The following is a 26,519-nucleotide window of genomic DNA, read 5'->3' on the forward strand; positions in this document are numbered from 1 at the left end:
CCACAAGGATCAGCGCCCCAACACCAATGGCAGTTGCCAATAACGAACGCATCGGAAGACTGGGAGAAGAAGATGAGTGCACAACGCTTGCTGGGGGCAGGTGGATCAAATGTTCCTTCGTGATCTGGTGAAGAGCATCCTAAGACGTTGGTATGTGGTTCTGTTGGGCATCGCCTTGACCGGATTCATGGGGCTGCAGGCTTACCAGTCGGCGCCCGTGACGTATCAGGCGGAGGCCAGCCTCGTGCTGATTCCTCCGCCGGATTCGGTAACGATCGGCGACAACCCGTTTCTGTACCTGGGCGGGCTGGACCAGGCACTGGGCGTATTGACGGTCAAATTGAACTCGTCAGAGGCCCAGTCCGTTATTCTTGCCGGTTCGCAGGACAACAGTTACACCGTGGCCAAGGACTCGGACACCACGGGTCCCATCATGCGGATCGACGCCTCAAGTAGTTCGGCCCAAGGCGCATTGAAAACGCTCGGCGCCGTGGTCGACGAAACCCCGAAATTCTTGGACATTCTCCAGAACGATCTCAAGGTCCCGAAGCAATCCAAGCTGGCCACCTTGGTGCTGTCCGTGGACAAGGTTCCTGTCGAAAACGACAAAGCGAAGATCCGATCGCTGTTGGTGGTCGTCGCCGCCGGCGGTGCCGGGACACTGCTTCTCACCGGACTGATCGATAGGATGATCGGCGCGCTGAAGGACAGGAAGCTGCGCAAGGGACGGGCCCCCGAAGTGTCTTTCCCCGAGGGAACCGAACTCGAGGCGCTGGAATACGACATGACTGCACAGCGTGACACCCGGGACATCTCAAACACCACGCTGAACAAGCTCCAGTCGCCACGGCACACGCCGGATGTGGCCTCGGAAGCCAAGAGGCAAACTCCTGACCCTGAGGTCCGAGGGCTTTTCGAGACGGTGGAGACTGTCGGCTCTGTTCCGGCCAAGATGCGTGGCCGTAGCGGGCGCGGAGAGTAGATGCCATGTCAAGGCCGGCGAACCAGGTATCTGGCGTTCATAAGGCACACTGGAGGGTGCAGCCATCCAGACACGGGGTGCTGACCGATGCAACAACGGTCCTTTCCGTGTATCTGGTCTTGTCATTGGCGATTCCCAGCGATCGGTCGGTGGGTGCAATGGGAGCGGCGGGTGCCCCATCCGCCCTGTTTGCCCTGGCCATGCTCCTGTGGTGGTGCTGGCACCAGATTCGCGCGACCTCGAACGCGAAATTGCCCAGGTCGCAGTGGGTGCGCATGGCCTTCGTCGCCTTCGGTATCTGTGTACTGGTCAGCTACGCAATGGCGTCGTTGTCGGCCATTCCCGGCGTTGAAGTTAGCGCAGCGGACCGTGCCTTGCTGCGCATGGGATCCTTTGCCGGCCTCCTGCTTGTCGCCAACGACGGCATTCCGTCTCGTGAACGATTGATCGTGTTGCTGAGGCGCCTCACGTTCCTGGGGACCCTGTACTCGGCCTTGGGATTGATGCAGTTCTTTCTCGGTCACGCATTCGTAGACAGGATTAACATTCCCGGCCTGCAATCATCGAATATCGGTGGCATAGATATCCGAGGAGGATTCGTGCGCGCGGCCGCAACCGCCATGCACCCCCTTGAATACGCGACAGTGCTGGCAATGCTGCTTCCCATCGCAATCACTTTGGCAATGTATGACCGCGACCGGGGTTTCCTGCTTCGCTGGATACCCGCGGGTCTGATTGCGCTGGCCGCCGTGATGTCCGTGTCCAGGTCCGCCATGATTGGCTTGGCAGTCGGCGGACTGGTCCTCTTTGTGTCATGGGACGCAGCCGTCCGCAGGATTGCCCTGATCGTGGGGTTGTGTGGCGCAACAGCCATGTACTTCCTGATCCCGGGAATGGCGGGCACCCTGCTGTCCATGTTCACCGGAACGACAACGGACCCGAGCATTGGCTCGCGCGTGGACAGCTATGGAATCGCCGCGGAATTCGTGGAGCAACGCCCCCTATTCGGGCGCGGGCTCGGAACGTTCCTTCCGGCATATCGGATCATTGACAACCAATATCTGGCCCTGCTCATTGAAACAGGTGCGTTCGGCATTGCAGCATTTCTTGCCATCGTGCTCGCCGCGGTGGTCGTGATATCGAAGGCCCGACTCACGGCCGGTCCTGACTTCTCGCATTATGGCTCGGCACTCATGGCCGCGGTACTGGGGGGAGCCGTCACATTCGCATTTTTTGACGCCTTTAGCTTTCCGCAGGCATGCGGAACGTTCTTTGTCATGGTTGGTCTCTGTGGCGCATACCGGAACGTCTGCGCCCTGGAACCGGTGAAAATTCCATGAAATCCCGGCCAGGGGTGTCCGCGACTCATCCAAACCAGGAACCGAATGCTGCGCGCTCGGTGTTGCGCAGGTGGTATGTAGTTGTCCTGGCGCTGTGCCTGGCATTCCCGGTGGTTTCCTATTCGAAGGACCAACCCGGTGTTTACTGGACCAAATTCGATGTGGAATTCGTTCTCCCGCCGGGTGCCACCGGTCCGAATGCAATGCGGCAAGACAGCCGGAACATCGTTTTTTACGCCGCCATGATCGAAAAACAATCGAACGCCACGCGGGGCAATGCTGCAATCAGGGCAACCAGTGCCCCGCTTTATGGCACCGGGATCCACAGCGGCTACCTTGTCTATCTGCCAAATTCCGGCGGCCAGTGGCAATCAAACTTTGAGAAGGCCGCTCTGACCGTTGAAGTGGTCGATGAATCACAGGAAAAATTGGACGCAATGTCAAACAAACTTGTCGCCCAGATTAAGCACGACGTCCTGGCTCCGCAGGAAAAGCTGGGTGTGGTGCCACATGCACGGATTACGACGAGGGTGAGTCCGGAGCATCCGGAAACCAGTTATATTCCCTTGCGCAACAAACGCGCCATTGCGACAGAACTGCTGTTGGGTCTCGTCATTGGAGTCACCGGGGCGTACTACACCGACCGCATCATCATCCGGATCCGCCGGCGCAAATCTCCGGCCCTCGCACCAAGAAGCGGCCACTTGATCCAGCAGCGTCAGACCTCGAGGCGATGAAATGTCCGACGCTCAAGAAATACTCGAAAACTTCGCCACGTTGACCGCGGCTGTCGACCGCGCGGAGTCACGCCTCGACGCGAGCAAGACCGGGCAAGCACTCATCGGTGCCCAGATCGCGGCCACCTTTGCGTGGTTCAACCATTCCGGAATGTTCGTGGATTCCCGCCTTGAACAGCTTCTGACGCGCATCGGCTCGCAGCTGGACCCCTGGCCGATCACCGAACCGGCAGCGATCGGGCGGCGGGTTCTGCACATTGCCTCGGCGCTCTACCAGAGCGGAGGACACACCCAGATGCTGGTCAAATGGGTCCAAGGAGACCCAGGATCATCCCACTGCATTGCGACCACGCGCCAGGGACTTGGGGCGACACCCGAAAAGATCAGCAACCTGAAGGCCGCGCCCCTGATGCACCTGGACCGGATATCCGGGGACATGCTCAAACGGGCCCGCATGCTCAGGTCCCTTGCGGATCGTGCGGACTATGTCGTGGTCCATGCCCACCCCGACGACGTCTTGCCCGTTGTCGCGTTGAGCGGGAGCACCACGCCGAGAATCTGGGTCAACCATGCGGATCACGTCTTCTGGGTGGGCCCGTCGGTTGCCAAGACGGTTCTCCACATGAGACGCAGCGGCGCCGACCTGGGCACACGCAGAAGAGGCCTCGGAAGCCAGAGCAGCTGGCTGATGAATCGTCCATTGGAAGTCGAGGCATCGGATCGGAGCCGGGCGCAGGCCAGGGCATCCCTGAATTTGGGGGAGTCGGACGTGCTGGTCGTCAGTGCGGCATCGGCCAACAAGTACGTCCCGATCGATTCCGGCGACATGGTCGCCATGCTTGAGCACGCCGTCCTGGAAAACGCAAACATGCAGGTAAGGGTTGCCGGGCCGGACGCGAAAGGACCATGGCGAGATGCGGAGCACGCGACGAAGGGAAGAATGCGTGCCCTGGGACGCTTGGATTCCATCCGCGACCTGCTCGCCGCGGCCGACATCTATGTCGATTCCTTTCCCTTCTCATCGTTGACCTCGTTGCTCGAGGCAGGTGCGCACGGACTTCCGCTCGTGAGCTTTCGAGGCCTTGGGGAGGGAACCGACGTACTGGGGGCCGACTCACCAGGGATCGACGAATTCGTGCTGTACCCGGACAACCCGCAAAGTTTCCATGACGTGCTTGCGACGTTGGCCCATGACCCGGCCCAGCGGGCACAACGTGGACAGGAAGTCACCAAAGCGATCCGCCTGACTCATGACGACACATGGTCGGGCAACCTGCAGGCACTTTATGCGGCAGCCGGTCAACAGCAACATTCATATGTTGTTGCGCCCCGCGCGCCGCAGACCGGAAAACTGGATCGGGCAATCCTGAGGTTGCAATGCGAGACCGGGTATGCGGCCGGAATCGATGGGGCCATGCGTGCCGCGCTGCCCAATTACCCGCCGTTGGAACGCCTGGCGACATGGGCGCGTCTTCGAACCCGCAATGTCAAGACCAAGCCCAGGGAACTCGCCCGGGTACGCACCGCAATGCGGCTGAAAGCTGTCAAGGCAATGGTGCTTGCGGTCGGGCCGGTGATGCTTAATCCGGTTTCGGCCCGGTCGGCTCGAAGGTAGGTGAAGCAGCAAAGCCTATCGCGAGCCAGTACCCGGTGGACTTGTCGTAGCCTGCCGTGATGCCCGGGGAACCGGTGTTGTTGATCAGGAAGCCCAACGACTTCCTACCCAGGTTGGTGATGATAACCGGTTCTGATGCGAACGCGCCGGTGGACAGGGATTGAGAAATGTCCGAGATTGGCAGCGTTGAAAAATTGAAGCTTCGATCGATCCTGTTCAACTTCAAGGGGGCTTCCATTGCCTCGTCCGTGTAGCTGTCCAGGGCGTTGACAACACTTATTTCCCCGGCTGGTTGGGATGCCGCAAACCCATCAATGTCAAAACGGATATCGCCCAGCAAGAGCTTGCCCGGCGCCACCACCCGACGGGCCCCGCGGGACAGCACCTGGGATTGCGCCTTGCGTGCCGCGGCGCGCAAGGCAGCAATCCAGCCAGGGCGGGCGGCAACGCTGTGTTGGATGACTCCGCATGTGGTCTGCAGGGGCAGCAACTCCGGGTACATCCGTCCGACCTTGGCATGGGCCTGGTCGAGTTTTGCCAGATTGATCGTGAGGGAATTATGAGTCAGCGGGACGTTGAGGGCAACCACCCGCTTGCCCTTGCGGAGCATGCGTGCGCCGTATTCGACGGCGTAGGCATGCCAGGCCATCAGCGGATCGACGCTCAGCGGTTCCATCATCAGCATCGAACGCCGAGCCATGAAGAGCACCTCATCGAGGCTGTCGACGTCGAGGGCGGTTGATGCATGTTGGCCAAGCAACAGGACCCTGTCACGGATTCGCCCCGCCAAGTCGCCCGCAGTGGTGATGCCGACCGCTCCGGCCATCCCGACCTTGTCGTCGTTGGCAACCCGCCAGGCGGCCTCTTCCAACTTGGCGATCGAATGCAGGTACACGTCCTGGTGCACGAAAACGCAAACATCGTTTGCGGCCCCCTGCACACCGTGGTTGAGTGCAGCCCCGGCACTGGTAAATGGATTGCCGGTGTTGTTGATGACTATGAGCTCGGAACGGGATCCGCGGTCCTCCCGGGCGTCGAACGATCGTTGCAGGCAGTCGCGCAGGACTTCCTCGTCGTTCGAGACACAAATGATAGAAACCGGCACCAGACCGGTGACCGCGGCCTTCATGACTGTTCCTGAGGGTCCAAGCGGGAATTCGCGGCACCGTACGCAGCGGCCCTGGAACTGTTGTCGCGTTCCCAACCGGTGCCGGGCGCAACCCGATTCGATGCCCTTGCGACGACCACGGCCAGCGTATAGACGAGCGCATCGGCGGCGGAGAGCGGGCCGCGGACACCGGAGAGCAACTGGCCAAGGGTTCGGGAGGTCTTGTGGTTGTTCCGGGACGGAGGAAGGACACCGGAATCCTGGAGCCCATTGGCTTCGGTTTGCCCCCGGTAGTTGCGGCGCAATATGGATATCAAGTCGTTCCAGGTCTTCGGGGTCACCACCGTGGCCCGGGGCGTATCCACGATGCCCTTCTCCAGGTCGGTGAACTGCCGGTCGACAAACAGGTCGTCGCCCGTGACGGCCGGAAACTCTCCGAAACGTTCATGCCCGCTCCGGCTCAAGGCAAATACCCCGGCGCCCCACAGTGCATTGTCGGTCGCCTGGATCCTGCGGCGGGCTCGGTAGAAGGCCCGGACCAGGGGTCGAGCACCCGAGTCGTCATAGCGGAACGAGGGGCGGGCCGCCAGAAAGTTTCCGTCGTTGAGTTCGTCGACCACCAGGCGCAATGCCGAGGGTGAAACCACGATGTCGGCGTCCAGATACACGCGCGGCCAATGGAGCGCCACCCTGTCGGCCGCGTTCATGGCAGCGGTTTTGGATGCGACGGGAACATCCAGCACCCGAACACCGGGGTACGCGCTCGCGATCCTGATGGTGTCGTCGGTGCAGCCGTTGGTGGCGACAATGACTTCGATGGAGCCGTTCTTGGCCAACTGGCGCAACGGCTCCAATGTTGCACCGATGACCTGTTCCTCGTTGTGCGCCGGGATGATCACGGATACGGGTGGAAAATCGGTCGAAGCGGATTCCGCTCGTGCCACGGGACCAGGCAACAGCTGCCACGAGGATTCATGGAGCAACGTGGCCGCGATGGCGCGGTGCACCGGGTCGTAGGAACGCACGCCTTCACCCAGCACGGTCACCGCACGAAAGGCTGCCGCATATGGGCCCGAACGATGCTTTCGGATGTAGCGAATGCGATTAACAGCCATCAGCGTCGACAGGGCGGACGAAGATCCGGAGGCGCCCATGTGGTGAGTCATGCGGGCTGCGGGTTCAAAATAGATTTGCGCGCCGAGATCTCGTGCACGGCGCATGAAATCGGTCTCCTCGGAGTAGAGGAAAAACCGTTCGTCCCACGGACCGATCCGGTGGGCAAGTCCGGAGTTCATGAGCAGTGCCGCACCCGTGGCCCACTCAACCGATTGCGCTCGCCGATATCGCGCCGGGTCGTAGACCGTCTCTGCGAAGACTTGTGAACGGTTCGTGAAATGGCCGCCGAAAACGGCATCTCCCAGGGCCTGCAGGATCCGGGGTTCCCGGCGCAGCGATTCGTAGATGCTGCCATGAGAAGTCAGGAGACACGGAACCACGATGGCGTCGCCCAGACTCGTGAGCCGCGCCAGCAGCGCTTCGACCGCACCTGGTTCGACCTGGAGGTCGGGGTTGAGGACAAGGATGGAGTCCGTTTGGCCAACGCTCTTCATGGCCAGGTTCAGGCCACCGGCATACCCGAGGTTTGCCCCGGCCTCGATGACGGAGATGTCGTCGTGTCGCTGCAGACGGGAAACCGTCGCGTCTGTTGAATCGTTGTCAACGACGACCACCCGGATGCTGGTGGTAGTCAATTGCCGCCGCAGGCTTTCAATAAAATCGTCAACCATTTCGGCGCTGTTATAGGTGACGGTCAGCACGGTGACCTGCGGTTTGTCGTGCGGACCCGAAAACACCGGGTTTCCGGAAGTCGCTTTTTTCGCAGGAGAACCATCAGTGGAATGATGTAACAATTATTGCCCCCAATGCCATGGCACCATTTCTTGCCTCAGGTTTCCGGCTTGTTTTGCCCCAAGCAACCAAGCCCCATTGCCACCAACATACGCGTGGACAGGCCATCAGGCTAGGGGTTCCCCGGAAGTTCGTGCACTAGCCTTCTCCAAGGTGGAACCCTGCAAGCATTGGATCCGGCCAAGCCGGGCCCGGTGCCCAAGGGCAATCCCGCGTCGTGCGGCCGGCGAGAAAGCTAGGGTGCCACAGGGCGGAGAACCTCGTTGTGCACAAGGTATTTGCGCTCTGTGCGGGGGCACACCCACCAGTCCTCTTCCGGTCGCAGTGGATGGCCGGCCTCTCCCGCCCAACCAATCTGCCGTGCCGGTACCCCCGCAACCATGGCGTAATCCGGGACGTCCTTGGTCACCACGGATCCCGCAGCCACGATCGCCCATTTTCCGATGCTCAATGGTGCGATACAGGTGGCTCCGGCTCCGATGGCTGCCCCGGTCCCGATGTTGACTCCGACCATCTCCCAGTCCGAGGCGGCTTTCAAGGTGCCGTCCGGGTTGATGGCGCGGGGGAAGAGATCGTTGGTCAGTATCACGGCAGGACCAATGAAAACGCCATCGGCGAGGACCGCCGGTTCATACACCAGGGCGTAGTTTTGTATTTTGCAGCGGTCGCCCAAACGCACGCCGGGTCCGATGTAGGCGCCCCTGCCGACATTGCATTCGCTGCCCACCACGGCATTTTCCCTGACCTGGGCCAAATGCCAGATATTCGTTCCAGCGCCGATCATTGCGTCGATTGCGACATCGGCGCTCGGCTCAATGTGGTTCATTTACATTCCCCCAGAGTATGTATCACGCGATCTGCTTCCGCCTTTTTCCAACCATGCGGCAGGGAGTCGACGGAATGCAAGGGCCAGCCGGGGGGAAACCGGTTATTCGGCCGTGGTGGTGTCAGGGCCGATGTCCCGCAGTCCCGGGTCCTTGCGCAGTCCGGTCAAGCCGTACCAGGCAAGGTTCACCACGTGGGCGGCGACGGTCCGCTTGTCCGGGTGCCTGGCATCCAGCCACCACTGCGCCGTCATCGCGACCATCCCGACGAGCATCTGCGCGTAGATCGAGCCGTCCTCGGCGCTGAATCCCCGGTGGGTGAATTCGTCCGCCAGGATGTGCTCGACCTGTTCGGTCACCTTGGTCAACAACGTGGAGTACGTGCCTTCGGGCTGGGACGGCGGGGCGTCGCGCACCAGGATGCGGAAACCCTCCGTGCACTCCTCGATATAGGTCAGCATCGCCAGCGCCGCCTTTTCCAGGAGCACGCGCGAGGAATCCTCCTCGCCGGAAAGCGACTCCGTGATCCGGTGCAGCAGCTCCCGGTATTCGTTGGTGACCACTTCCATGTAGAGCGCTTCCTTCGAGCCGAAGTGCTCATAAACCACGGGTTTCGACACGCCTGCGGCTCGGGCAATTTCCTCGATCGTGGTCCCGTCGACCCCTCGCATGGAGAAGAGATGGCGTGAAATGTCGATCAGCTGCAATCGGCGCTGTACTCCGGTCATGCGCGTGCGTGGGCGTGCGGTGGGGCTCATAGTGATCATGGTAACCACAGGTATGGCCTAAACGAGGCCTAGTCGCAGAGCTGTGACAAGAGGACTGACACGCACCTTTGTCCAAGTCGCATCCATGGCCCCAGTCGTGGCAGAATAGTTCACTGTGCCGGTGAGGCGAGCTCAACGCACATTCCGCCCTGGTGTAATGGCAGCACCCCAGCCTTTGGAGCTGTGGAGTATAGGTTCGAATCCTATGGGCGGAACACATCACTCATTGAATTTCCGGGAATTTTCCCGGGATAGAATGGTGAGGCCTGGCCCGGCCGGTCCGGCTAGCCAATGTACAGGGAGTACCAATCTTGAGCGTTCACGCCAACGCACCAGCCGCTGTCATCGTTCTCGCCGCAGGGGCGGGAACCCGAATGAAATCGGCAAAACCCAAGATCCTGCACGAACTCGGTGGCCGTTCCATGGTGGGGCACGCGCTGGCCGCGGCAGAGGGACTCCAGCCCCAAACGCTCGTTGCCGTGGTCCGCTTTGAGCGCGAACGCGTCGTTGAGCACCTTCTGCAGATCAAGCCCGATGTCATCATCGCCGACCAGGACGAAATCCCCGGCACCGGCCGAGCCGTCCAGCAGGGCCTCGAGAAGCTGGATCCGGCGCTCGAAGGCACCGTGGTGGTCACCTACGGCGACGTCCCGCTGCTGACCACCGAACTCCTTGGCGAACTCGTTGCCGCCCACGACCGCGAGGGCAACGCCGTCACCGTGCTCACGGCACTGCTTGAGGATGCCACCGGGTACGGCCGCATCCTGCGCGCCGAGGACGGGACCGTCACCGGCATCCGCGAGCACAAGGATGCCAGCGATTCCGAACGCGCCATCCGCGAAGTGAACTCCGGCATCTACGCCTTCGATGCGCAGGTGCTGCGCTCTGCACTGGCCGAGGTCACCACCGACAATGCGCAGGGCGAAATGTACCTGACCGACGTGTTGGGCATTGCCCGCTCCACCGGGGGACGGGTCGCGGCCGTCGTGACCGAGGATGCCTGGCAGGTCGAGGGCGCCAACGACCGCGTCCAGCTCGCCGCGCTCGGCAAGGAAATGAACCGCCGCATCCTGGAAAAGTGGATGCGCGCCGGGGTGAGCATCATTGATCCGGACAGCACCTGGATCGACGTCGACGTGGCCCTGTCCAACGACGTGACCATCAAGCCCGGGACCCAGCTCCACGGCAGCACCGCGATCGGCACCGACGCGGTCATCGGCCCCGACACCACCTTGGTCAACACTCATGTCGGCCGCGGAGCCAAGATCGTCCGCTCGGACGTCACCGACTCGTCCATTGCCGAAGGCTCGTCGGTCGGCCCCTTCGCCTACCTGCGGCCCAAGACCAACCTCGGCCCCGACGCCAAGATCGGCGCCTTCTACGAGACCAAGAACATCACGGTCGGCCGTGGGTCCAAGCTCTCGCACCTGGGCTACGCCGGGGATGCCGAAATCGGTGAATACACCAACATCGGTTGCGGCAACATCACCGCCAACTACGACGGCGTCAACAAGCACCGCACCGTCATCGGATCGCACGTGCGCACCGCCTCCAACACCGTGTTTGTCGCCCCGGTCACCATCGGGGACGGCGCCTACACCGGTGCCGGTGCCATCGTCCGCAAGAACGTTCCGGCCGGGGCCCTTGCCCTATCCGTGGCCCCGCAACGCAACACGGAGGGCTGGACGATCACCAAGCGTCCCGGTTCCGCCGCCGCGGAGGCCGCATTCAGGTCCGCACTGGATTCCGGCGCAGCCGCCGAGTCCGCGGACCAGGTCAAGTAACCCTCCACATCATTTCCGATCCCCGTCTGAGTGAGAAAGCGATCCCATGAGCGAACTAAGCTATAACGTCGATAAGAAGCTGGTGCTGGCTTCCGGGCGTGCCCACCCGGAGCTTGCCGAAGAGGTGGCCGCGGAGCTGGGCACCGAGCTGCTCCCGATGAGTGCCTACGACTTTGCCAACGGGGAGATCTACGTCCGCTCCGGCGAGTCCGTCCGTGGCAAGGAAATCTTCGTCATCCAGGCACACCCGGCCCCGCTGAACAACTGGCTCATGGAACAGCTGATCATGGTCGACTCCATGAAGCGTGCCTCGGCCCGGCGCATCACCGTGGTGGCCCCGTTTTACCCCTACGCACGCCAGGACAAGAAGGGGCGCGGCCGCGAGCCGATCTCCGCCCGCCTGGTCGCTGACATGTTCAAGGTTGCCGGCGCGGACCGCATCATGAGCGTTGACCTGCACACCGCGCAGATCCAGGGCTTCTTCGACGGTCCGGTCGACCACCTCTTTGCCATCCCGTTGCTCGCGGACTACATCCGCGGAGTTGTCGGCGACGACCCGGTCACCGTGGTTTCCCCGGATACCGGTCGCGTCCGCGTGGCCGAGCAGTGGGCCGAGCGCCTCGGCGGCGCCCCGCTGGCCTTCGTGCACAAGTCCCGCGACCTGACCGTCCCGAACCAGGCAGTCTCCAAGACCGTCGTGGGCCAGGTCAAGGACCGCACCTGCGTGCTCATCGACGACATGATCGACACCGGCGGAACCATTGCCGGTGCCGTGAAGGTCCTCAAGGACGCCGGTGCCAAGGACGTCATCATTGCCGCCACGCACGCGGTGTTCTCCGACCCGGCCGCGCAGCGCCTGGCCGAGTCCGGTGCCCGCGAGGTCGTGGTCACCAACACCCTGCCGATCCCGGAATCCAAGCGATTCGAGACCCTGACCGTGCTTTCGATCGCACCCCTGCTGGCCCGCGCCATCAAGGAAGTCTTCGAGGACGGCTCGGTCACCAGCCTCTTTGACGGCGACGCCTAACCTGCTGGTATCAAACCGCAATCGTGTGGCCCTCATTCCCGGCCGGGGAGGAGGGCCACACCTTTATCCAGCGCTTTGCCTCAGGCAGAAATTCGCAGGTTTTCCCGAGGCCTTGCATCCAGAAGGAAAGAGGGTGGAGCACTGGCGGCAACCACCATTCCGCTCGTGGCAGCCACCATGTATTTGGCGCTCAGCGAATCGGGATCGCAGGTGATGGCAAGTGAGCGGCGCGACAGCTCTTGGGCTATCCATTTTTGGTGCCCATCCACGTGCTCGTGATTTTCGTGCGAACGCGGCAAAAGCAGCGGTGCCTTGCCGCATTCCAGGGCCATCAACGCCGAGCCCACGCCGCCATGGGCGATCACCAGGTCTGCTTCGCCGACAGCCTGTCGAAGCTCGGAAGCCGGCACCGCTTCGCGGGCGCGAATGCCGGAATCGCCCACCTGGGTGCACCCCGTTTGCCACAGGATCTCGGGCCTGGCGCCTCCCAATTCGGCCAAAGATCGCTGAATCGCTTCTACCGCCCGCTGGAACCCATACTTTTGCATGGTCCCCAGTGTGACCACGACCTTGTCGATGCGCTCCAGCGATGGGGTGGGCACTGCGCAGTAGGCATCAAAAATCGATCCCCCGTAGGTCCACTGCTTGTTCGCCCAGGACGGGTACTGCGTGTAGAGCCGGCTGTGGGTCAGCTGCGAAACCAGCCTTCCAGTAAGGCTTGGACTGGCGGCCCGGGCTGCGCTTTCGATGTAATGGCAGTCAAGGCCCAACAGCTGGCCCGCCATCAGGAAGGGCAACGCGATCGCTGCCCCGGTTGAGACGACACCGGAAATTTCCCTATTCCGAAGTATCGCCAGGGCCTGGGGCAATTGCTGGATTGCCTTCCGAGCCTCGCGGGGACCGATGTAGGGTGTCCGGTGTACGACTTCCCCTGACGGGAATCCAACCTGTGCCTGTGGATGCGTGACCCATTCAACGGCGTCGTTGGGGCCAAACAACCGCTCCCTGAGCCGCAGTGCCTCCTCAATGTGACCGCCGGACGTGGCCACCATGAGATATCGGCGGGCGCGATCGCCATCCTGGTCCTGGAACCGGGGCTGACGCGGGGGTGATGGTTCCTGATTCTGGCCATGGCTGCGGTTGCCACGGATTGCGGGCAGCGGCAGGACCGACATGGAACGCTCAAGAAAGCTCGTGCGCATGGGTATTCCCTCCATAAGTACCTCATTACCCACGCTACGTGCGGAAATATCGTCCCAACAGCGTATTTGACACTCGAATCGGGGCCACGCAATCCATCTGCTAAAATATTTACTTGTGCCCAGGCGAGGGAACTCCATGCAAATGGAGGGCCGTTATCGACGAGGCTAGAAACGCACTTAGCGTCCTTCTCCTTCGCAGGAATCGGATGATGATGCTTCTAGGCCCGAGCGGGGCAGGAAACAATCAATCATCTTCCACAGGAGAACACCATGGCTAACACCATCAAGCTTGACGGCGAACTGCGCACCGACTTCGGTAAGGGTGCCGCACGCCAGGCACGCCGCGCCGGCAAGATCCCGGCAGTCATCTATGGCCACGGCACCGACCCGGTCCGCGTCCTGCTCCCGGTCGCCGCAACCACCCTTGCCGTTCGTGGCGCCAACGCCCTGCTGAACATCTCGGTCGAGGGCGAAGACACCATCACCCTGGTGAAGGACATCCAGCGCCACGCACTGCGCCAGACCGTCGACCACCTTGACCTGCTGATCGTCAAGAAGGGCGAAAAGGTCATCGTTGAGGTTTCCGTCCTCATCCAGGGCGACCTGACCGCCGGTTCCTCCCTGTCGCTTGACCACCCGGTCATCGCCGTCGAAGCAGAAGCCGTTGCACTGCCGGAGCACGTTGTTGCCAACATCGCCGGCCTGCCGGCAGGCACCCAGGTCCTCGCCTCGGACCTGATCCTCCCGGAGGGCACCGCACTGGCCATCGAAGCCGACGTCGTCGTTGCAACCATCGACGCCGCAGCAGTCGAGTCCGAAGAGGATGCAGCGTCGGCAGCTTCCGCCGAGTAATCATCCTCATATTGGTTCTCGCATGACTAGAGAAACCTGGCTTGTAGCCGGGCTCGGCAACCCCGGGCCCGGCTACGCGCATAACAGGCACAATGTTGGCCAAATGGTCCTCGACGAACTGGCCTCCCGACTCGGGGGGAAGTTCAAGACGCACGCCTCCCGCGCCCAGATCCTCGAGGGGCGCATGGGAATCGGCGGCCCCCGTCTCGTCCTGGCAAAGCCGATGACCTACATGAACCTCTCGGGCGGCCCCGTGGCCAACCTTGCGAAGTTCTTCGGCATCGACCCCGCCCACGTCATTGCCGTGCACGACGAGATCGACATCCCCTTCGACACCGTCAAGCTCAAGCTCGGCGGGGGAGAGGGCGGGCACAACGGGCTGCGCGACATTTCCAAGGCCCTGGGCACCAAGGACTACCTGCGGGTGCGCGTGGGCGTGGGGCGGCCCCCGGGCCGCATGGAAACCGCGGACTACGTGTTGAAGGACTTCTCGAAGGATGAAAAGAAGGACCTTCCGTTCCTGACCGACACGGCGGCGGACGCCGTGGAGGAATTGGTGGCCCACGGGCTGGAAGTGGCGCAGCGCAAGTTCCATGTTGCGCCATAAGAACGTGAATGGTTCGGCGAAACATCTTGCGTGATTTCCGCAATTTGGTCAACGATCTTGCGACTCGTACACTGTTCTAGTGCCGTTTCGGCCCCAAATCGAGGGGTCGGCAGCGGGAGGCCTCCGAGACTGGGCCACCCCCCACCCGCTGCCGACCTCTTTTTTGTGCCCGGGAACGGGCCCCGTGGTGCAGTGGTAAGGGTCCACTTATATGCCTTGGGGGCCAGGACGTGGGAGAATTAGCGAAGCAAATGATGCCGTATTCAAGATGCGGCCCGCGAAGACCGCCGCCCGACGGGCGAGGATGCACCCGCGGGCACATCCGGCATGGAACAACCTTCGGAGGATCCCAACGTGTCCAGTGCTTCGCCCACGACGCAAGATACCCTTCCCCGGCACCTGGATGACGTGGAGGTCTCCCGACTGCGGGCCGACTTCCCCATCCTGGGGCGCAGCGTCAACGGTGTTCCGCTGACATACCTGGATTCCGGGGCCACCTCGCAAAAACCAAGTTGCGTATACGAAGCCGAACAGCACTTCTACGAGAACTTCAACGCGGCGGTCCACCGCGGAGCCCACTCGCTGGCCGTCGAGGCCACCGACGTCTTCGAGCAGGCCCGCACGGATGTCGCCGGCTTCATCGGCGCCAAGGACAACGAGGTCATCTGGACCTCCAACGCCACCGAGGCGCTGAACCTCATAACCTATTCCTTCGGCAACGCCAGTGCCGGCCTCGGGGGAGAAGCCGCCCGGGCCTTTGCCCTGGGCGCCGGGGACGAGATCGTCGTCACCGAGCTCGAGCACCACGCGAACCTGATCCCGTGGCAGGAATTGGCACTGCGCACCGGCGCCGCCCTGAAGTACATTCCCGTGGATGAGTCCGGTGCCTTGCGCATGGACCTGGCCGGGAAGATCATTACCCCGGCCACCAAGGTGCTCGCCTTCACCCATGTCTCCAACGTCCTGGGCACCGTGACCGATGTCCCCGCACTGGTGGCACTGGCCCGCAACGTCGGAGCGCTGACCGTCCTTGACGGCTGCCAGTCGGTCCCGCACCTGCCGGTGGACGTCAAGAAGCTCGACGTGGACTTCATGGCGTTCTCCGGGCACAAGATGCTCGGCCCCACCGGGATCGGCGGGCTGTACGGCCGCGCCGGGCTGCTGGACGCCATGCCGCCCTTCCTCACGGGAGGCTCCATGATCACCTCGGTGACCATGGAGAAGGCCGAATACCTGCCCGCCCCGATGCGCTTCGAGGCCGGCACCCAACGGATCTCGCAGGCCCACGCCCTGGCCACCGCCGTTTCCTACCTGCAGGAGGTCGGCATGGACCGCATCGCCGCCTGGGAGGAACTGCTGGGCGAGCGCATGCTCACCGGCCTGGGAGCCATCCCCGGCGTGCGCGTCCTGGGCCCGGACCGGGGGGCAGCCCGCATCGGTACCGCGCCCTTCGTCGTCGAAGGCGTGCACCCGCACGACGTGGGCCAGTTCCTGGACTCGCGCGGCGTGGCCGTGCGGGTTGGGCACCACTGTGCCCAACCGCTGCACCGCGCGCTGGGCGTCGTCTCCAGCACCCGTGCCAGCACCTACCTTTACAACACCACCAGCGACATCGACCGCCTGCTCAACGCGGTGTCCGATGTGCGCGGATACTTCGGAGTCGGCAAATGAGCGATCTGGACCAGCTGTACCAACAAATCATCCTGGACCATGCCAAGGCCCGGCACGGTGCCGGGTTGGTCGAGGCGCCCGAGGGCGTGGCCAGCGGCGAATCGATGCAGCACAACCCGGTGTGCGGTGACCACATCCGCCTGCGCATCCAGCTTGAGGGCAGCACCGTGAAGAACGTTTCCTGGGAGGGGGACGGCTGTTCGATCTCGATGGCCTCGGCCTCGGTGCTCAGCGAGATGGCCGAAGGCATTGAACGGGATGAATTCATGGTCATCCTCGACGAGTTCCGCGAGCTCATGCGCTCGCGCGGATCCCGGGCCGGTGACGAGGAAGTCCTGGGCGACGGAGCGGCCTTTGCCGGGGTCTCCAAGTTCCCCGCCCGGGTCAAGTGCGCCATGCTCTCCTGGGTGGCCGCCGAGGCAGCCCTGTTGGCCGCCAACGGCTAGGAGCCACGCCCCCGTATGGCAAAGGGCCGGGTTGGCGGGCCGCAGGAGATCCTGTGGCCCGCCAACCCGGCCCTTGTTCGTGCGCAGTCGGGCTAGGCGTTGTTCTCCGGAGCCTGGAAAACATCCGGGATGCCGTCTTTGTTCTCGTCCCTGGCGGCGCGTTCGTTCACCTGGCGGTAGCGGCGGTCGCGTGGCCGCAGCCAGATTGTGCCGAGGATCGCTGCCAGCAGGGACCCTGTCAGGATCGCGACCTTGGCATGGTCGTAGTGCGGCGAAGCCAGGCCGAAGGACAACTCCGAGACCAGCAGCGACACGGTGAAGCCGATTCCGGCCAGGAACGTCACGCCCAGGAGGTCGCCCCACTTGGTGTCGGGATCCAGGTTGGCCTTCGACGACCGGGTCACCAGCCAGGTGGCGCCCAGGATGCCAATGGGCTTGCCGAAGACCAGTCCGAAGACAATGCCCCAGAGCACCGGGTCGCCCAGGGCCGAGGCGAAGCCCTCGGCGCCACCGACGGCCACGCCGGCCGAGAAGAACGCAAAAACCGGGACGCAGAAACCGCTGGAGAGCGGGCGGAAGCGGTGCTCGAATTGCTCGGCCAGGCCCGGCTTGTCGATTTCATGCTTGTTCTTGCGCAGCACCGGGACACAGAAGCCCAGGACAACGCCGGCAATGGTCGAGTGGATGCCCGAGCCGAAGACCAGAGCCCAGCTCGCGATGCCCAGCGGCAACAGGATGACCCAGGGTGCCCAGAGGTTCGCGGCAAAGAACCTCGGCCACATGTGCGTGAGGAATGCGTAGAGGCCGATGGGCGCGATCGCCATCAGGAGGTACGGCGGGCGCAAGTCATCGGTGAAGACGAAGGCGATGATGACAATGGCAATCAGGTCATCGACCACCGCGAGCGTCAGCAGGAAGATGCGCAGCGGGGAGGGCAGGTTCGACCCGATGACCGCAAGCACCGCAACCGCAAAGGCGATGTCGGTGGCGGTGGGGATGGCCCAGCCGCGCAGGGTTTCCCCGCCGGTGGAAGCATTCAGGGCGGCAAAGATCAGGGCCGGGACCAGCACCCCGCCGAAGGCCGCCGTCACCGGGACGATGGCACGTTTCATGTCGCGCAGGTCCCCGGCGACGAATTCCTTTTTCAGCTCCAAGCCGACCAGGAAGAAGAACACCGCCAGCAGGCCGTCTGCGGCCCAGTGGCCGAGGGAGAGGTTCAGGTCGATGCCGAAGGCCTGGAAACCGATGGTGAAGTCGCGCAGGGCGAAGTAGCTGTCGGATGCGGGGGAGTTGGCCCAGATCAGCGCCACGACGGCGCCGATGATCAATACGAGGCCGCCAACGGTCTCCTTGCGGAGGATCTCCCCGATGCGCAGGGACTCGGCGTAACTGCCGGGGCCAAAAACCGTCTTGGATTTCGGCGTGGGTGTGGGGGTTTGGCTCATGGTCTACTTCGTTTCATTTCGGGGACGCTGAAGTTATCGCCGACCAGACTTCCCGGCACACCAAGAACTACACTAACGCCTAAACGTGTCCCGATGCACACCGAGGCAACCGCATGACCTTGAAAACAGGGTGCTTCGTGGCCGCCGGCTGCGTCGCCGGGGTAGTCGTGGAAGACGACAGGACCGGTGCCTGACATGCCTTGACGGGCACGCACGCACCGGTCCCGGGGAGGGCACCAGCCCACCGAAGAAATCGGCGGATTGGTTTGGCCCGATCCCTAGACGCGTTCGATCCAGGAGGACACCTTGGCGCCCTGCAGCGCCAGCGCCTTGGAGATGAACGGCTCGGCGGCCGAGGCGATCTTGCCGCCCACGAACGGGATGGAGGAGGACACGGTGGCTTCCACGCCCAGTGCGGAGCCCCCATCGGTGGCCTTCAGCGACTCGGTGCCGGCGACCGAGACCGGCAGCGATCCGACGGTGACCTTCAAGGTGGCCTGGCGCGAGCCGTCTGCGGCGGGGGCGGACCAGGACTCGACCTGGGTGACGTCGACGGTCTGGCCGACGAACTTCCGGGCGATTTCCGGGGCCCGGTCGGTGGGCAGGGTGCGCACCGTGGTCAGGGTGAACGCCGCGGCGGTGTCGCCGGCGACCTCGAAGCTCTTCAGCGTGCCGCCAACCAAACCGGTCAGGTGCTCGGCGAAGTCGCGGTCTGCCAGCGTGGCAATGACGGCCTCGGGGGCATGGATCAAATCAGTGGTGGCGTTAAGGGCCATGGGGCAAAACTCCGTAAAATAGATTGGCCGAACCAAATGTTCTTGCAACCCCACCAGCGTACCGGGCATGGGCGCGCGCGGCGGTACGCTTGAATGGCGCACCCCGGGACCCGGCATGGATCTCGGGTACTTGTGTTGTGCGCGTACCCGGTCTTCGGAAAGGACCCCACTCGATGGCGCTTCACGGCCTGCGCACCGCCCTGCGAGAAGACATTTCCTTTTCCCGCGTCAGATCCAATGCGGCCACGACCTATGCCGCCCGCGCCAACGAGCTGGAGATCGCTGCCCCCGCCGGGATGCGCGCGGTCATCACCGCTGAGGCCGTCGAGGCCCTGCGCACCAAGGTCGCCGGCGGCCTGCTGCTGGCGGTGACCGCCACCGGCCGCGAGGCCGAGGAACTGGTGGCCGGGCTGCACGGGTTCCTGCCCGCCGACGCCGTGGCGGAATTCCCCTCCTGGGAAACCCTGCCCCACGAGCGGCTCTCCCCGCGTTCGGACACCGTGGGCCGGCGCCTGCACGTGCTGCGCCGGCTGGAAACCCGGGATCCTTCCCTGCAGGTCATCGTCGCCCCGATCCGCGCCGTCATCCAGCCGCTGGTCGCGGGCCTGGGCAAGCTGGAACCCGTGGAGCTTGCGGTGGGGGACGAATACGAGTTCTCCGCCGTCGTCCGGGCCCTGGCCGACGCCGCCTACGCCCGGGTGGACATGGTCACGCACCGCGGCGAATTCGCCGTGCGCGGCGGCATCCTCGATGTCTTCCCGCCCACCTCCAACCACCCGGTGCGCATCGACTTCTTCGGGGACGAGATCGAGGCCATGCGCTACTTCTCGATCGCCGACCAGCGCTCGCTGGAGGGCGACGCGCCCACAGCGATCCAGGCCCCGCCCTGCCGCGAGCTGCTGATCACCCCGGCGGTGATGTCCCGGGCCGCGAAGCTGCAAACCCAGATGCCCGCCGCACGCGACATGCTCGCCAAGATCGCCGGAGGCGTCGCGGTGGAGGGCATGGAGTCCCTGGCCCCGCTGCTGGTCGATGCCATGGTCCCGCTGCTGTCGGTGCTGCCGGCCGAATCGATCGCCGTGGTCATGGAACCCGAACGGGTCCGGGCCCGGGCCCACGACCTGGAAGCCACCAACGCCGAGTTCCTGGCCGCCGCCTGGGCCACGGCCTCCGACGGCGGGGCGGCACCCCTTGACCTGTCCCAGGCCCAGGCGCAGGCCGCGGTGGACGAACTTGAGGCCGGGAACTTCACCTCCCTGGCCGCGACCCGCACCCATGCGCAGGCCGCCGCGGTGTCCTGGTGGTCGCTGACCTCGCTGGGATCCGACACCGAGCTGTTGCCCGAGGCCGACTCGATCCGCATCAACGCCCGCGAGCCGCGCGGCTACCAGGGGGATGTGGCCGAGATGCTCGAGTTCATCTCCGGGCGCATCAAGGACGACTGGTCGATCGTGGTGGCCACCGACGGCCCCGGTCCCGCCCAGCGGCTGGCCGAGCTCTTCCACGACGCCGACATCCCCACCCACCGCATCAATTCCCTGGACGAGGCGCCCACCCACGGGCTGATCGAGATCACCACCGGCCAGGCCGGGCGCGGGTTCGCCCTGGATTCGCTGAAGCTCGGCTTCCTCACCGAGGCCGACCTGCTGGGCCGCTCCAGCGCCTACGCCCCGCGCGGGGCCAAGCGGCTGGCGGCCAAGCGCCGCAACGCCGTGGACCCGCTGACCCTCACCGAGGGCGACTTCGTCGTCCACGAACAGCACGGCATCGCCAGGTTCGTGGAGCTGATCGCCCGAAAGGTTGCCGGCGGGGCAGATGCCAAGCGCGAATACCTGGTCCTGGAGTACGCGCCGTCCAAACGCGGGGCACCGGGGGACAAGCTCTTTGTCCCCACCGACCAGCTGGACCAGGTCACCCGCTACGTCGGCGGGGAGGCCCCGACCCTGTCCAAGATGGGCGGCTCGGACTGGTCAAGCACCAAGTCCAAGGCGCGCAAGGCAGTAAAGGAGATCGCCGGGGATTTGATCCGGCTCTACTCCGCCCGCATGGCGTCCCGCGGGCACGCCTTCGGAGCCGACACCCCCTGGCAGTCGGAGCTGGAGGAGGCCTTCGCCTACGTGGAGACCCCCGACCAGCTGACCACCATCAACGAGGTCAAGGCCGACATGGAGCGCGAGATCCCGATGGACCGGCTGGTCTCCGGGGACGTGGGCTTCGGCAAGACCGAGATCGCGGTGCGCGCCGCGTTCAAGGCCGTGCAGGACTCCAAGCAGGTCGCCGTGCTGGTGCCCACCACGCTGCTGGCCTCCCAGCACCAGCAGACCTTCACCGAGCGCTACTCCGGCTTCCCGGTGCGGGTCAAGACGCTCTCGCGCTTCCAGAGCGCCAAGGAGTCCAAGGACATCATCGAGGGGCTGAAAAACGGCACCGTCGACGTGGTCATCGGCACCCACCGGCTGCTTTCGGACACCGTGCAGTTCAAGGACCTGGGCCTGGTGGTGGTCGACGAGGAGCAGCGCTTCGGTGTCGAGCACAAGGAACAGCTCAAGAAGATGCGCACCAACGTGGATGTGCTGTCCATGTCCGCCACCCCCATCCCGCGCACCCTGGAGATGTCCCTGACCGGCATCCGCGAGACCTCCACGTTGGCCACCCCGCCGGAGGAGCGCCACCCGGTGCTCACCTACGTGGGCCCGCGCACCGACAAGCAGATCTCCGCGGCCATCCGCCGCGAGCTGATGCGCGACGGGCAGGTCTTCTTCGTGCACAACCGCGTCTCCTCCATCGACAAGGTCGCCGCGGAACTGCGCGAACTGGTCCCCGAGGCCCGGGTGGAGGTGGCGCACGGCAAGATGAGCGAGTCCCGGCTGGAGAAGATCATCCAGGATTTCTGGGAGAAGAAGTTCGACGTGCTGGTCTCCACCACCATCATCGAGACCGGCCTGGACATCTCCAACGCCAACACGCTGATCGTTGACCGGGCTGACAACTACGGGCTGTCCCAGCTGCACCAGCTGCGCGGGCGCGTGGGCCGCGGCCGCGAGCGGGCGTATGCCTACTTCCTGTGGAACGCGGAGAAGCCGCTGGGCGAGGTCGCCCTGGAGCGGCTCAAGGCCGTGGCGGCGCACAACGAGCTCGGCTCGGGCTACCAGCTGGCCATGAAGGACCTGGAGATCCGCGGGGCGGGCAACCTGCTCGGCGGGGAGCAGTCCGGGCACATCGCGGGTGTCGGCTTCGACTTGTACCTGCGCCTGGTGGGCGAGGCGGTTGCCGACTTCAAGGGGGAGTCCGACGAGAAGACCGCGGAGATGAAGATCGAGCTGCCGGTCAACGCGCACCTGCCGCACGACTACGTGCCCGGTGAGCGGCTGCGCCTGGAGGCCTACCGCAAGATCGCCGCGGCGACCGACTTCGCGGCCCTCGACGACGTGCTGGCGGAGCTGGTGGACAGGTACGGGCAGCCGCCGGCCCCGGTGGTGAACCTGTTGGAGGTCGCCCGGATCCGCATCCGCGCCCGGGCCCTGGGCCTGACCGACGTGGCGATGATGGGCAACGCCATCAAGTTCGCCCCGGCGGCCATCGCGAACCTGCCCGACTCGCGCCAGCTGCGCCTGGCGCGGATGTACAAGGGCGCCGCCGACAAGCCGGCGCTGAACGCCATCACCATCCCGAAGCCGAAAACCTCGGCGATCGGCGGCAGGGACCTGGTGGACGAGCAGATCCTGGAGTGGGTCTCGTCCGTGCTCTCCAACATCTTCGAGGTCGAGGCACCGCGCGCCAAGGCCTGATTAGTGCCGGACACGCCGATGCCGGGCGGGCCTGCCCCTGGTGGGGGCGGCCGGCCCGGCATCGGTGCCTGTCGGGTCCGCGGGGCGGTTCCTAGGCGGTGGCTGTTTCGCCGTGGTGGATCAGCACCGGGCACTTGGCGTGGGCGGCCAGCGAGCTGGACACCGAGCCCATGACCAGGCCCTTGAAGCCGCCGCGGCCGCGTGTGCCCAGCACCAGCATGGCCGCGTCCTTGGAGGCCTCGATCAGGTTGGGGGCCGCCGGGCCCATGGTGACCTCGCGTTCCAGGTTGGCCGGGACGTTCTCGCCGAAGGCCTCGGTGATGGACTTGTCCAGTGCGTCGCGGGCGTCCTGCTCCGGCGCCCACTCCGGGGTGTAGTCCTCCAGCGCGATGCGCGGCAGCCACGAGGAGAAGGCCACCAGGTCGTGGCCCAGGGATGCGGCCAGGGACGCAGCATAGCGCAGCGCGGAAATCGATTGCGCCGAACCGTCAATGCCGACAACGATCTTGCTGCGGTCAGTTTTTTCCATGGTGAAACGCTCATTTCCTCAATCGGGGAAGGCTGGTCCAACGGGGCCCAAGGGTCCCGTTGGGTTCATCATACCCTCGCCCACCAGTGATTTTCTACGAATTGTAGAATTTCGGCGGTGAAGCTTCACGCTGCCGGGACACCCGATTCCGGTCCCGCGGGCAGCACTGGCGCGGCGCATGCAAAAAGGAGGCCGGGGCGCCACCAACACCAACGACCGTGCACCTGCTGGCGCGCGGGTCTGGATGCTGCGTGGCGCTCCGGCCTCCTTCGGAGAAAACCGTGCGGGAGACTAGTCCCGCTGCGAAGCGGTCTTCGACGGGTTCTTGTCCGACATGCCCAGAATGTGCTGCGGGATGCCGAAGGCCAGGATGGCCAGCACGAAGCAGGAGATGCCCGGGATCCAGGCGTTTTCCAGCGTCCAGAACGACAGCGAGTAGAGGCAGCCAAGGAACAGGATGAAGAACACCGCGAAGGCGATGAGGTTTCCGGCCAAGCGGCCCTGGCCCGAGTGGGCTACGTTCTTGCCGTTCGAGTACACAGCGATTCTCCTAAAATGGTCTGGTTTCAATGCGCGTTCGAGGGTGGGTGGTCAGTAGCCCTCGGCGCCTTGTTCACCCTCCACAATAGCAACTCCGGAGCTGGAACCAAGACGCGTGGCCCCGGCATCGATCATGGCACGGGCGGTTTCCAGCGAGCGGACCCCGCCGGAGGCCTTGACGCCCAGGTCCGGGCCGACGGTTGCGCGCATCAACGCCACGTCCTTGAGCGTGGCGCCGCCGCCGCCAAAGCCAGTGGAGGTCTTCACGAAGTCGGCTCCCGCACGCACCGAGGCGCGGCAGGCCAGGATCTTTTCATCGTCGGTCAGCATCGAGGTTTCGATGATGACCTTCAGGATCGCCCCGCCCTCGTGCACGGCGTCGGCAATGGCGGAAATGTCGGCCACCAGTGCCTCCTCGTCCCCGGCCTTGGCCGCGGCGACGTTGATGACCATGTCGATCTCGTTGGCACCGTCGGCGATGGCCCCGCGGGCCTCGAAGACCTTGGACGCGGTGGGGGTCGCGCCGAACGGGAAGCCGATCACCGAGCAGGTCAGCACCCCGGAACCGGCAAGTGCGGCGCTCACGGTGGAAACCCAGATCGGGTTCACGCACACGGACTTGAACTTGTACTTGGCGGCCTCGGCGCAGATGCGTTCGATGTCGGCGCCGGTGGCATCGGCGTTCAGGATCGTGTGGTCGATGTACGAGGCGATATTGGTGTCGTTGGTGCTCATGGCGTGTGTATCAGGCTCCTGGTCGAGATGAAGGAAAGTCGGGGTGTGGGGGAGCGGGTCACCGGCGGAGCAGGTCCGCAAGTTCCTGCTTGATGCGCCCCAGCGCCCCGGTGGCCGCGGCACGGGCCGCCGGAAGCCCGGCGGGGCCGGCTACGGGGGTGATGGTTTCAAGGTAGCACTTGAGCTTGGGCTCGGTTCCCGAGGGGCGCACGATCACCCGGGTGTTGGCCGCGGTGGCAAAGAGCAGCCCGTCGGTCGGCGGCAGGTTCGCCCCCAGCGACAGGTCCTCGAACCCGGTGACCTCTTCCCCGCCCAGGGTGGCCGGCGGGGCCGAGCGCAACGCGGCCATCATGCCGTCCAGCAGCCCCAGGTCCGCCACGCGCACCGAGAGCTGGTCGGTGGTGTGCAGCCCGTGGGCCAGCGCCAGGGCATCGAGCACCTCGGGCAGCGAGGATCCGGCGGCCTTGAGCTCGGCGGCGTAGTCGGCCAGCAGCAGCGCCGCGGAGAGCCCGTCTTTGTCGCGCACCAGGGCCGGGGCCACGCAATAGCCCAGCGCCTCCTCGTAGCCGAAGGCCAGGTGCGGCACGCGGGAAATCCACTTGAACCCGGTCAACGTGTTCTCGTGCGCCAGGGAATGGGCCGCGGCGATGGAGGCGAGCATGCGCGAGGAGACGATGGAGTTGGCCAGCACCGTGCCCGGCGCGGCGTTCGCGGCGGCGCGGTCGCCCAGCAGCCAGCCGAGCTCGTCCCCGCGCAGCATCCGCCAGCCGGTGCCCTCGAACTTCACCGCCGCGGCGCAGCGGTCCGCATCGGGGTCGTTGGCGATGACCAGGTCGGCGTCGGTGGCCCCGGCCAGCGCGAGAGCCAGGTCCAGGGCGCCGGGCTCCTCCGGGTTCGGGAAGGCGACGGTGGGGAAATCCGGGTCCGGCTCGGCCTGCTCGGCCACCAGGCGCACCCGCGAGAATCCCGCCTGGCCCAGGGCCTGGGCCATGGTGTGCCCGCCGACCCCGTGCATCGGGGTCAGCACGATCCGCAGGCTTTCCCGCGCCGCCGCCAGCGCGTCGTTTCCCGTGCCGCCGGCCCGGGGCACCACCGAGGCGATGGCATCCAGGTAGGCGCCCTCCACGTCCCCGGGCTCCCCGGCGCCGGGCAGCACCTCCCAGCCGTCGGCGGCCAGCGCGATCTCCGCCATGGGCTCGTCGTGGTTGATCCGTGCGGCGATCTGCGCATCGACGGGAGCCACGATCTGGGCGCCCTGCCCCCATCCGGTTTCGGCGCGCCCGCCGAGGTAGACCTTGTAGCCGTTGTCCGCCGGCGGGTTGTGGCTGGCGGTGACCATGATCCCGGCCTCGGTGCCCAGCTCGCGCACGGCCCAGGCCAGCACCGGGGTGGGCAGGGCGGCGGGCAGCAGCTGCACCTGGATCCCGGCGGCGGTGAGCACCGCGGCGGACTCGCGGGCAAAGACGTCGGAGTTGTGCCGCGCGTCGTAGCCGATGACCGCGCGCGGGACGTAGGCGCCGTCGGCCGCGGCGAGCAGGAAGCGTCCGATGCCGGCGGCGGTGCGGCGCACCACCATCGAGTTCATCCGGTTCGGCCCGGCGCCGAGTTCAGCACGCAGCCCCGCGGTGCCGAAGGCCAGGTTCCCCGCGAAGCGGTCCGCCAGCTCGGCGTGTGCGTCCCGGTCCCCGGCGGCAACCTTCGCGCACAGGGCCCTGAGCTGCGCGGCGGTGGCCGCGTCGGGATCCTGGCGGGCCCAGGCGGCGGCGCGATCCAGTAAGGCGGTGTCCTGTGCGGGGCTGCTCATGTGGTTGGTTTCCTTTGTGCGGCGGGTTCTGG

22 protein-coding genes and 1 tRNA gene are annotated in these 26,519 nt (G+C 64.8%); 12 read left to right on the top strand and 11 right to left on the bottom strand.

Features of this window, described 5'->3' with window-relative positions; translation table 11 throughout:
* Positions 1 to 109: 109 nt before the first annotated feature.
* The 4 genes from FPY90_RS18955 to FPY90_RS18970 all read left to right on the top strand — a co-directional run bounded on the left by FPY90_RS18955 (position 110) and on the right by FPY90_RS18970 (position 4,674).
* Entirely contained in the window at positions 110 to 982 is an 873-nt protein-coding gene (locus FPY90_RS18955) for a hypothetical protein (RefSeq protein WP_498682764.1), read from the top strand.
* Between the two features lie 77 nt (positions 983 to 1,059).
* Positions 1,060 to 2,322, top strand: coding sequence for an O-antigen ligase family protein (locus FPY90_RS18960; RefSeq protein WP_498682765.1), 1,263 nt, complete (start codon positions 1,060 to 1,062; stop codon positions 2,320 to 2,322).
* Positions 2,319 to 3,059, top strand: a complete 741-nt coding sequence (locus FPY90_RS18965) for a hypothetical protein (protein WP_498682767.1) — start codon at positions 2,319 to 2,321, stop codon at positions 3,057 to 3,059. The genes FPY90_RS18960 and FPY90_RS18965 overlap by 4 nt, the downstream gene beginning before the upstream one ends.
* A 1-nt stretch (position 3,060) precedes the next feature.
* Complete coding sequence (locus FPY90_RS18970; protein ID WP_498682768.1) at positions 3,061 to 4,674, top strand: glycosyltransferase; 1,614 nt, start codon at positions 3,061 to 3,063, stop codon at positions 4,672 to 4,674.
* On the opposite strand, the gene FPY90_RS18975 is transcribed toward FPY90_RS18970, so the two are convergent.
* From FPY90_RS18975 to FPY90_RS18990, 4 genes are all read right to left on the bottom strand, one after another.
* The gene (locus FPY90_RS18975; RefSeq protein ID WP_498682770.1) at positions 4,640 to 5,803 is read right to left on the bottom strand and encodes a glycosyltransferase; all 1,164 of its coding nucleotides are present in this window, start codon (positions 5,801 to 5,803) and stop codon (positions 4,640 to 4,642) included. The genes FPY90_RS18970 and FPY90_RS18975 overlap by 35 nt on opposite strands.
* Complete coding sequence (locus FPY90_RS18980; RefSeq protein ID WP_498682771.1) at positions 5,800 to 7,599, bottom strand: glycosyltransferase family 2 protein; 1,800 nt, start codon at positions 7,597 to 7,599, stop codon at positions 5,800 to 5,802. Before FPY90_RS18980 ends, FPY90_RS18975 begins: the two co-directional genes overlap by 4 nt.
* Positions 7,600 to 7,925: 326 nt before the next feature.
* Positions 7,926 to 8,516 (bottom strand): acyltransferase, encoded by a 591-nt coding sequence (locus tag FPY90_RS18985; protein ID WP_498682772.1) that lies wholly within the window; start codon positions 8,514 to 8,516, stop codon positions 7,926 to 7,928.
* 102 nt (positions 8,517 to 8,618) lie between these two features.
* A complete protein-coding gene (locus FPY90_RS18990) occupies positions 8,619 to 9,272 on the bottom strand; it encodes a TetR/AcrR family transcriptional regulator (protein WP_498682774.1) in 654 nt (217 codons plus the stop codon).
* 152 nt (positions 9,273 to 9,424) lie between these two features.
* Here FPY90_RS18990 and FPY90_RS18995 point away from each other — a divergent pair.
* The 3 genes from FPY90_RS18995 (at position 9,425) to FPY90_RS19005 (ending at position 12,092) form a co-directional block, all read left to right on the top strand.
* A tRNA-Gln gene (locus FPY90_RS18995) sits at positions 9,425 to 9,496 on the top strand.
* Between the two features lie 96 nt (positions 9,497 to 9,592).
* Positions 9,593 to 11,065, top strand: a complete 1,473-nt coding sequence (gene glmU / locus FPY90_RS19000) for a bifunctional UDP-N-acetylglucosamine diphosphorylase/glucosamine-1-phosphate N-acetyltransferase GlmU (protein ID WP_498682775.1) — start codon at positions 9,593 to 9,595, stop codon at positions 11,063 to 11,065.
* A 46-nt stretch (positions 11,066 to 11,111) separates the two neighbouring features.
* Complete coding sequence (locus FPY90_RS19005) at positions 11,112 to 12,092, top strand: ribose-phosphate diphosphokinase (protein ID WP_071215501.1); 981 nt, start codon at positions 11,112 to 11,114, stop codon at positions 12,090 to 12,092.
* An 80-nt stretch (positions 12,093 to 12,172) separates the two neighbouring features.
* Here FPY90_RS19005 and FPY90_RS19010 read toward each other — a convergent pair whose 3' ends face one another.
* The gene (locus FPY90_RS19010) at positions 12,173 to 13,294 is read right to left on the bottom strand and encodes a glycosyltransferase (RefSeq protein ID WP_498682776.1); all 1,122 of its coding nucleotides are present in this window, start codon (positions 13,292 to 13,294) and stop codon (positions 12,173 to 12,175) included.
* 270 nt (positions 13,295 to 13,564) lie between these two features.
* Between FPY90_RS19010 and FPY90_RS19015 the strand changes: the two genes are divergently transcribed.
* From FPY90_RS19015 to sufU, 4 genes are all read left to right on the top strand, one after another.
* A complete protein-coding gene (locus FPY90_RS19015) occupies positions 13,565 to 14,146 on the top strand; it encodes a 50S ribosomal protein L25/general stress protein Ctc (RefSeq protein WP_498682777.1) in 582 nt (193 codons plus the stop codon).
* Positions 14,147 to 14,168: 22 nt separating this feature from the next.
* Positions 14,169 to 14,753 carry an aminoacyl-tRNA hydrolase gene (gene pth / locus FPY90_RS19020; RefSeq protein WP_498682778.1) on the top strand — a complete coding sequence of 195 codons (585 nt, stop codon included), beginning with the start codon at positions 14,169 to 14,171 and terminating at the stop codon, positions 14,751 to 14,753.
* A gap of 327 nt (positions 14,754 to 15,080) precedes the next feature.
* Positions 15,081 to 16,424, top strand: a complete 1,344-nt coding sequence (locus FPY90_RS19025; RefSeq protein WP_498682780.1) for a SufS family cysteine desulfurase — start codon at positions 15,081 to 15,083, stop codon at positions 16,422 to 16,424.
* The gene (gene sufU / locus FPY90_RS19030) at positions 16,421 to 16,870 is read left to right on the top strand and encodes a Fe-S cluster assembly sulfur transfer protein SufU (protein ID WP_071215505.1); all 450 of its coding nucleotides are present in this window, start codon (positions 16,421 to 16,423) and stop codon (positions 16,868 to 16,870) included. The genes FPY90_RS19025 and sufU overlap by 4 nt, the downstream gene beginning before the upstream one ends.
* A gap of 92 nt (positions 16,871 to 16,962) precedes the next feature.
* Here sufU and nhaA read toward each other — a convergent pair whose 3' ends face one another.
* Both nhaA and FPY90_RS19040 read right to left on the bottom strand, forming a co-directional pair.
* On the bottom strand, positions 16,963 to 18,315 hold the full coding sequence (gene nhaA, locus FPY90_RS19035) for a Na+/H+ antiporter NhaA (protein WP_498682782.1): 1,353 nt from the start codon (positions 18,313 to 18,315) through the stop codon (positions 16,963 to 16,965).
* A gap of 278 nt (positions 18,316 to 18,593) precedes the next feature.
* Complete coding sequence (locus tag FPY90_RS19040) at positions 18,594 to 19,091, bottom strand: DUF2505 domain-containing protein (RefSeq protein ID WP_498682784.1); 498 nt, start codon at positions 19,089 to 19,091, stop codon at positions 18,594 to 18,596.
* 173 nt (positions 19,092 to 19,264) lie between these two features.
* Here FPY90_RS19040 and mfd point away from each other — a divergent pair, with 173 nt between their 5' ends.
* Entirely contained in the window at positions 19,265 to 22,879 is a 3,615-nt protein-coding gene (gene mfd / locus FPY90_RS19045) for a transcription-repair coupling factor (protein WP_071215508.1), read from the top strand.
* 91 nt (positions 22,880 to 22,970) lie between these two features.
* On the opposite strand, the gene FPY90_RS19050 is transcribed toward mfd, so the two are convergent.
* The 4 genes from FPY90_RS19050 to FPY90_RS19065 form a co-directional block, all read right to left on the bottom strand.
* Positions 22,971 to 23,408, bottom strand: coding sequence for a universal stress protein (locus FPY90_RS19050; protein ID WP_071215509.1), 438 nt, complete (start codon positions 23,406 to 23,408; stop codon positions 22,971 to 22,973).
* A gap of 291 nt (positions 23,409 to 23,699) precedes the next feature.
* Positions 23,700 to 23,948, bottom strand: a complete 249-nt coding sequence (locus tag FPY90_RS19055; protein WP_071215510.1) for a hypothetical protein — start codon at positions 23,946 to 23,948, stop codon at positions 23,700 to 23,702.
* Between the two features lie 51 nt (positions 23,949 to 23,999).
* Complete coding sequence (gene deoC, locus FPY90_RS19060; protein ID WP_071215511.1) at positions 24,000 to 24,683, bottom strand: deoxyribose-phosphate aldolase; 684 nt, start codon at positions 24,681 to 24,683, stop codon at positions 24,000 to 24,002.
* 58 nt (positions 24,684 to 24,741) lie between these two features.
* On the bottom strand, positions 24,742 to 26,487 hold the full coding sequence (locus tag FPY90_RS19065; protein WP_498682786.1) for a phospho-sugar mutase: 1,746 nt from the start codon (positions 26,485 to 26,487) through the stop codon (positions 24,742 to 24,744).
* Positions 26,488 to 26,519 lie beyond the last annotated feature (32 nt).

This window comes from Arthrobacter sp. C2 (genome assembly GCA_024207135.1).
In the GTDB taxonomy this organism is placed as follows: domain Bacteria; phylum Actinomycetota; class Actinomycetes; order Actinomycetales; family Micrococcaceae; genus Paeniglutamicibacter.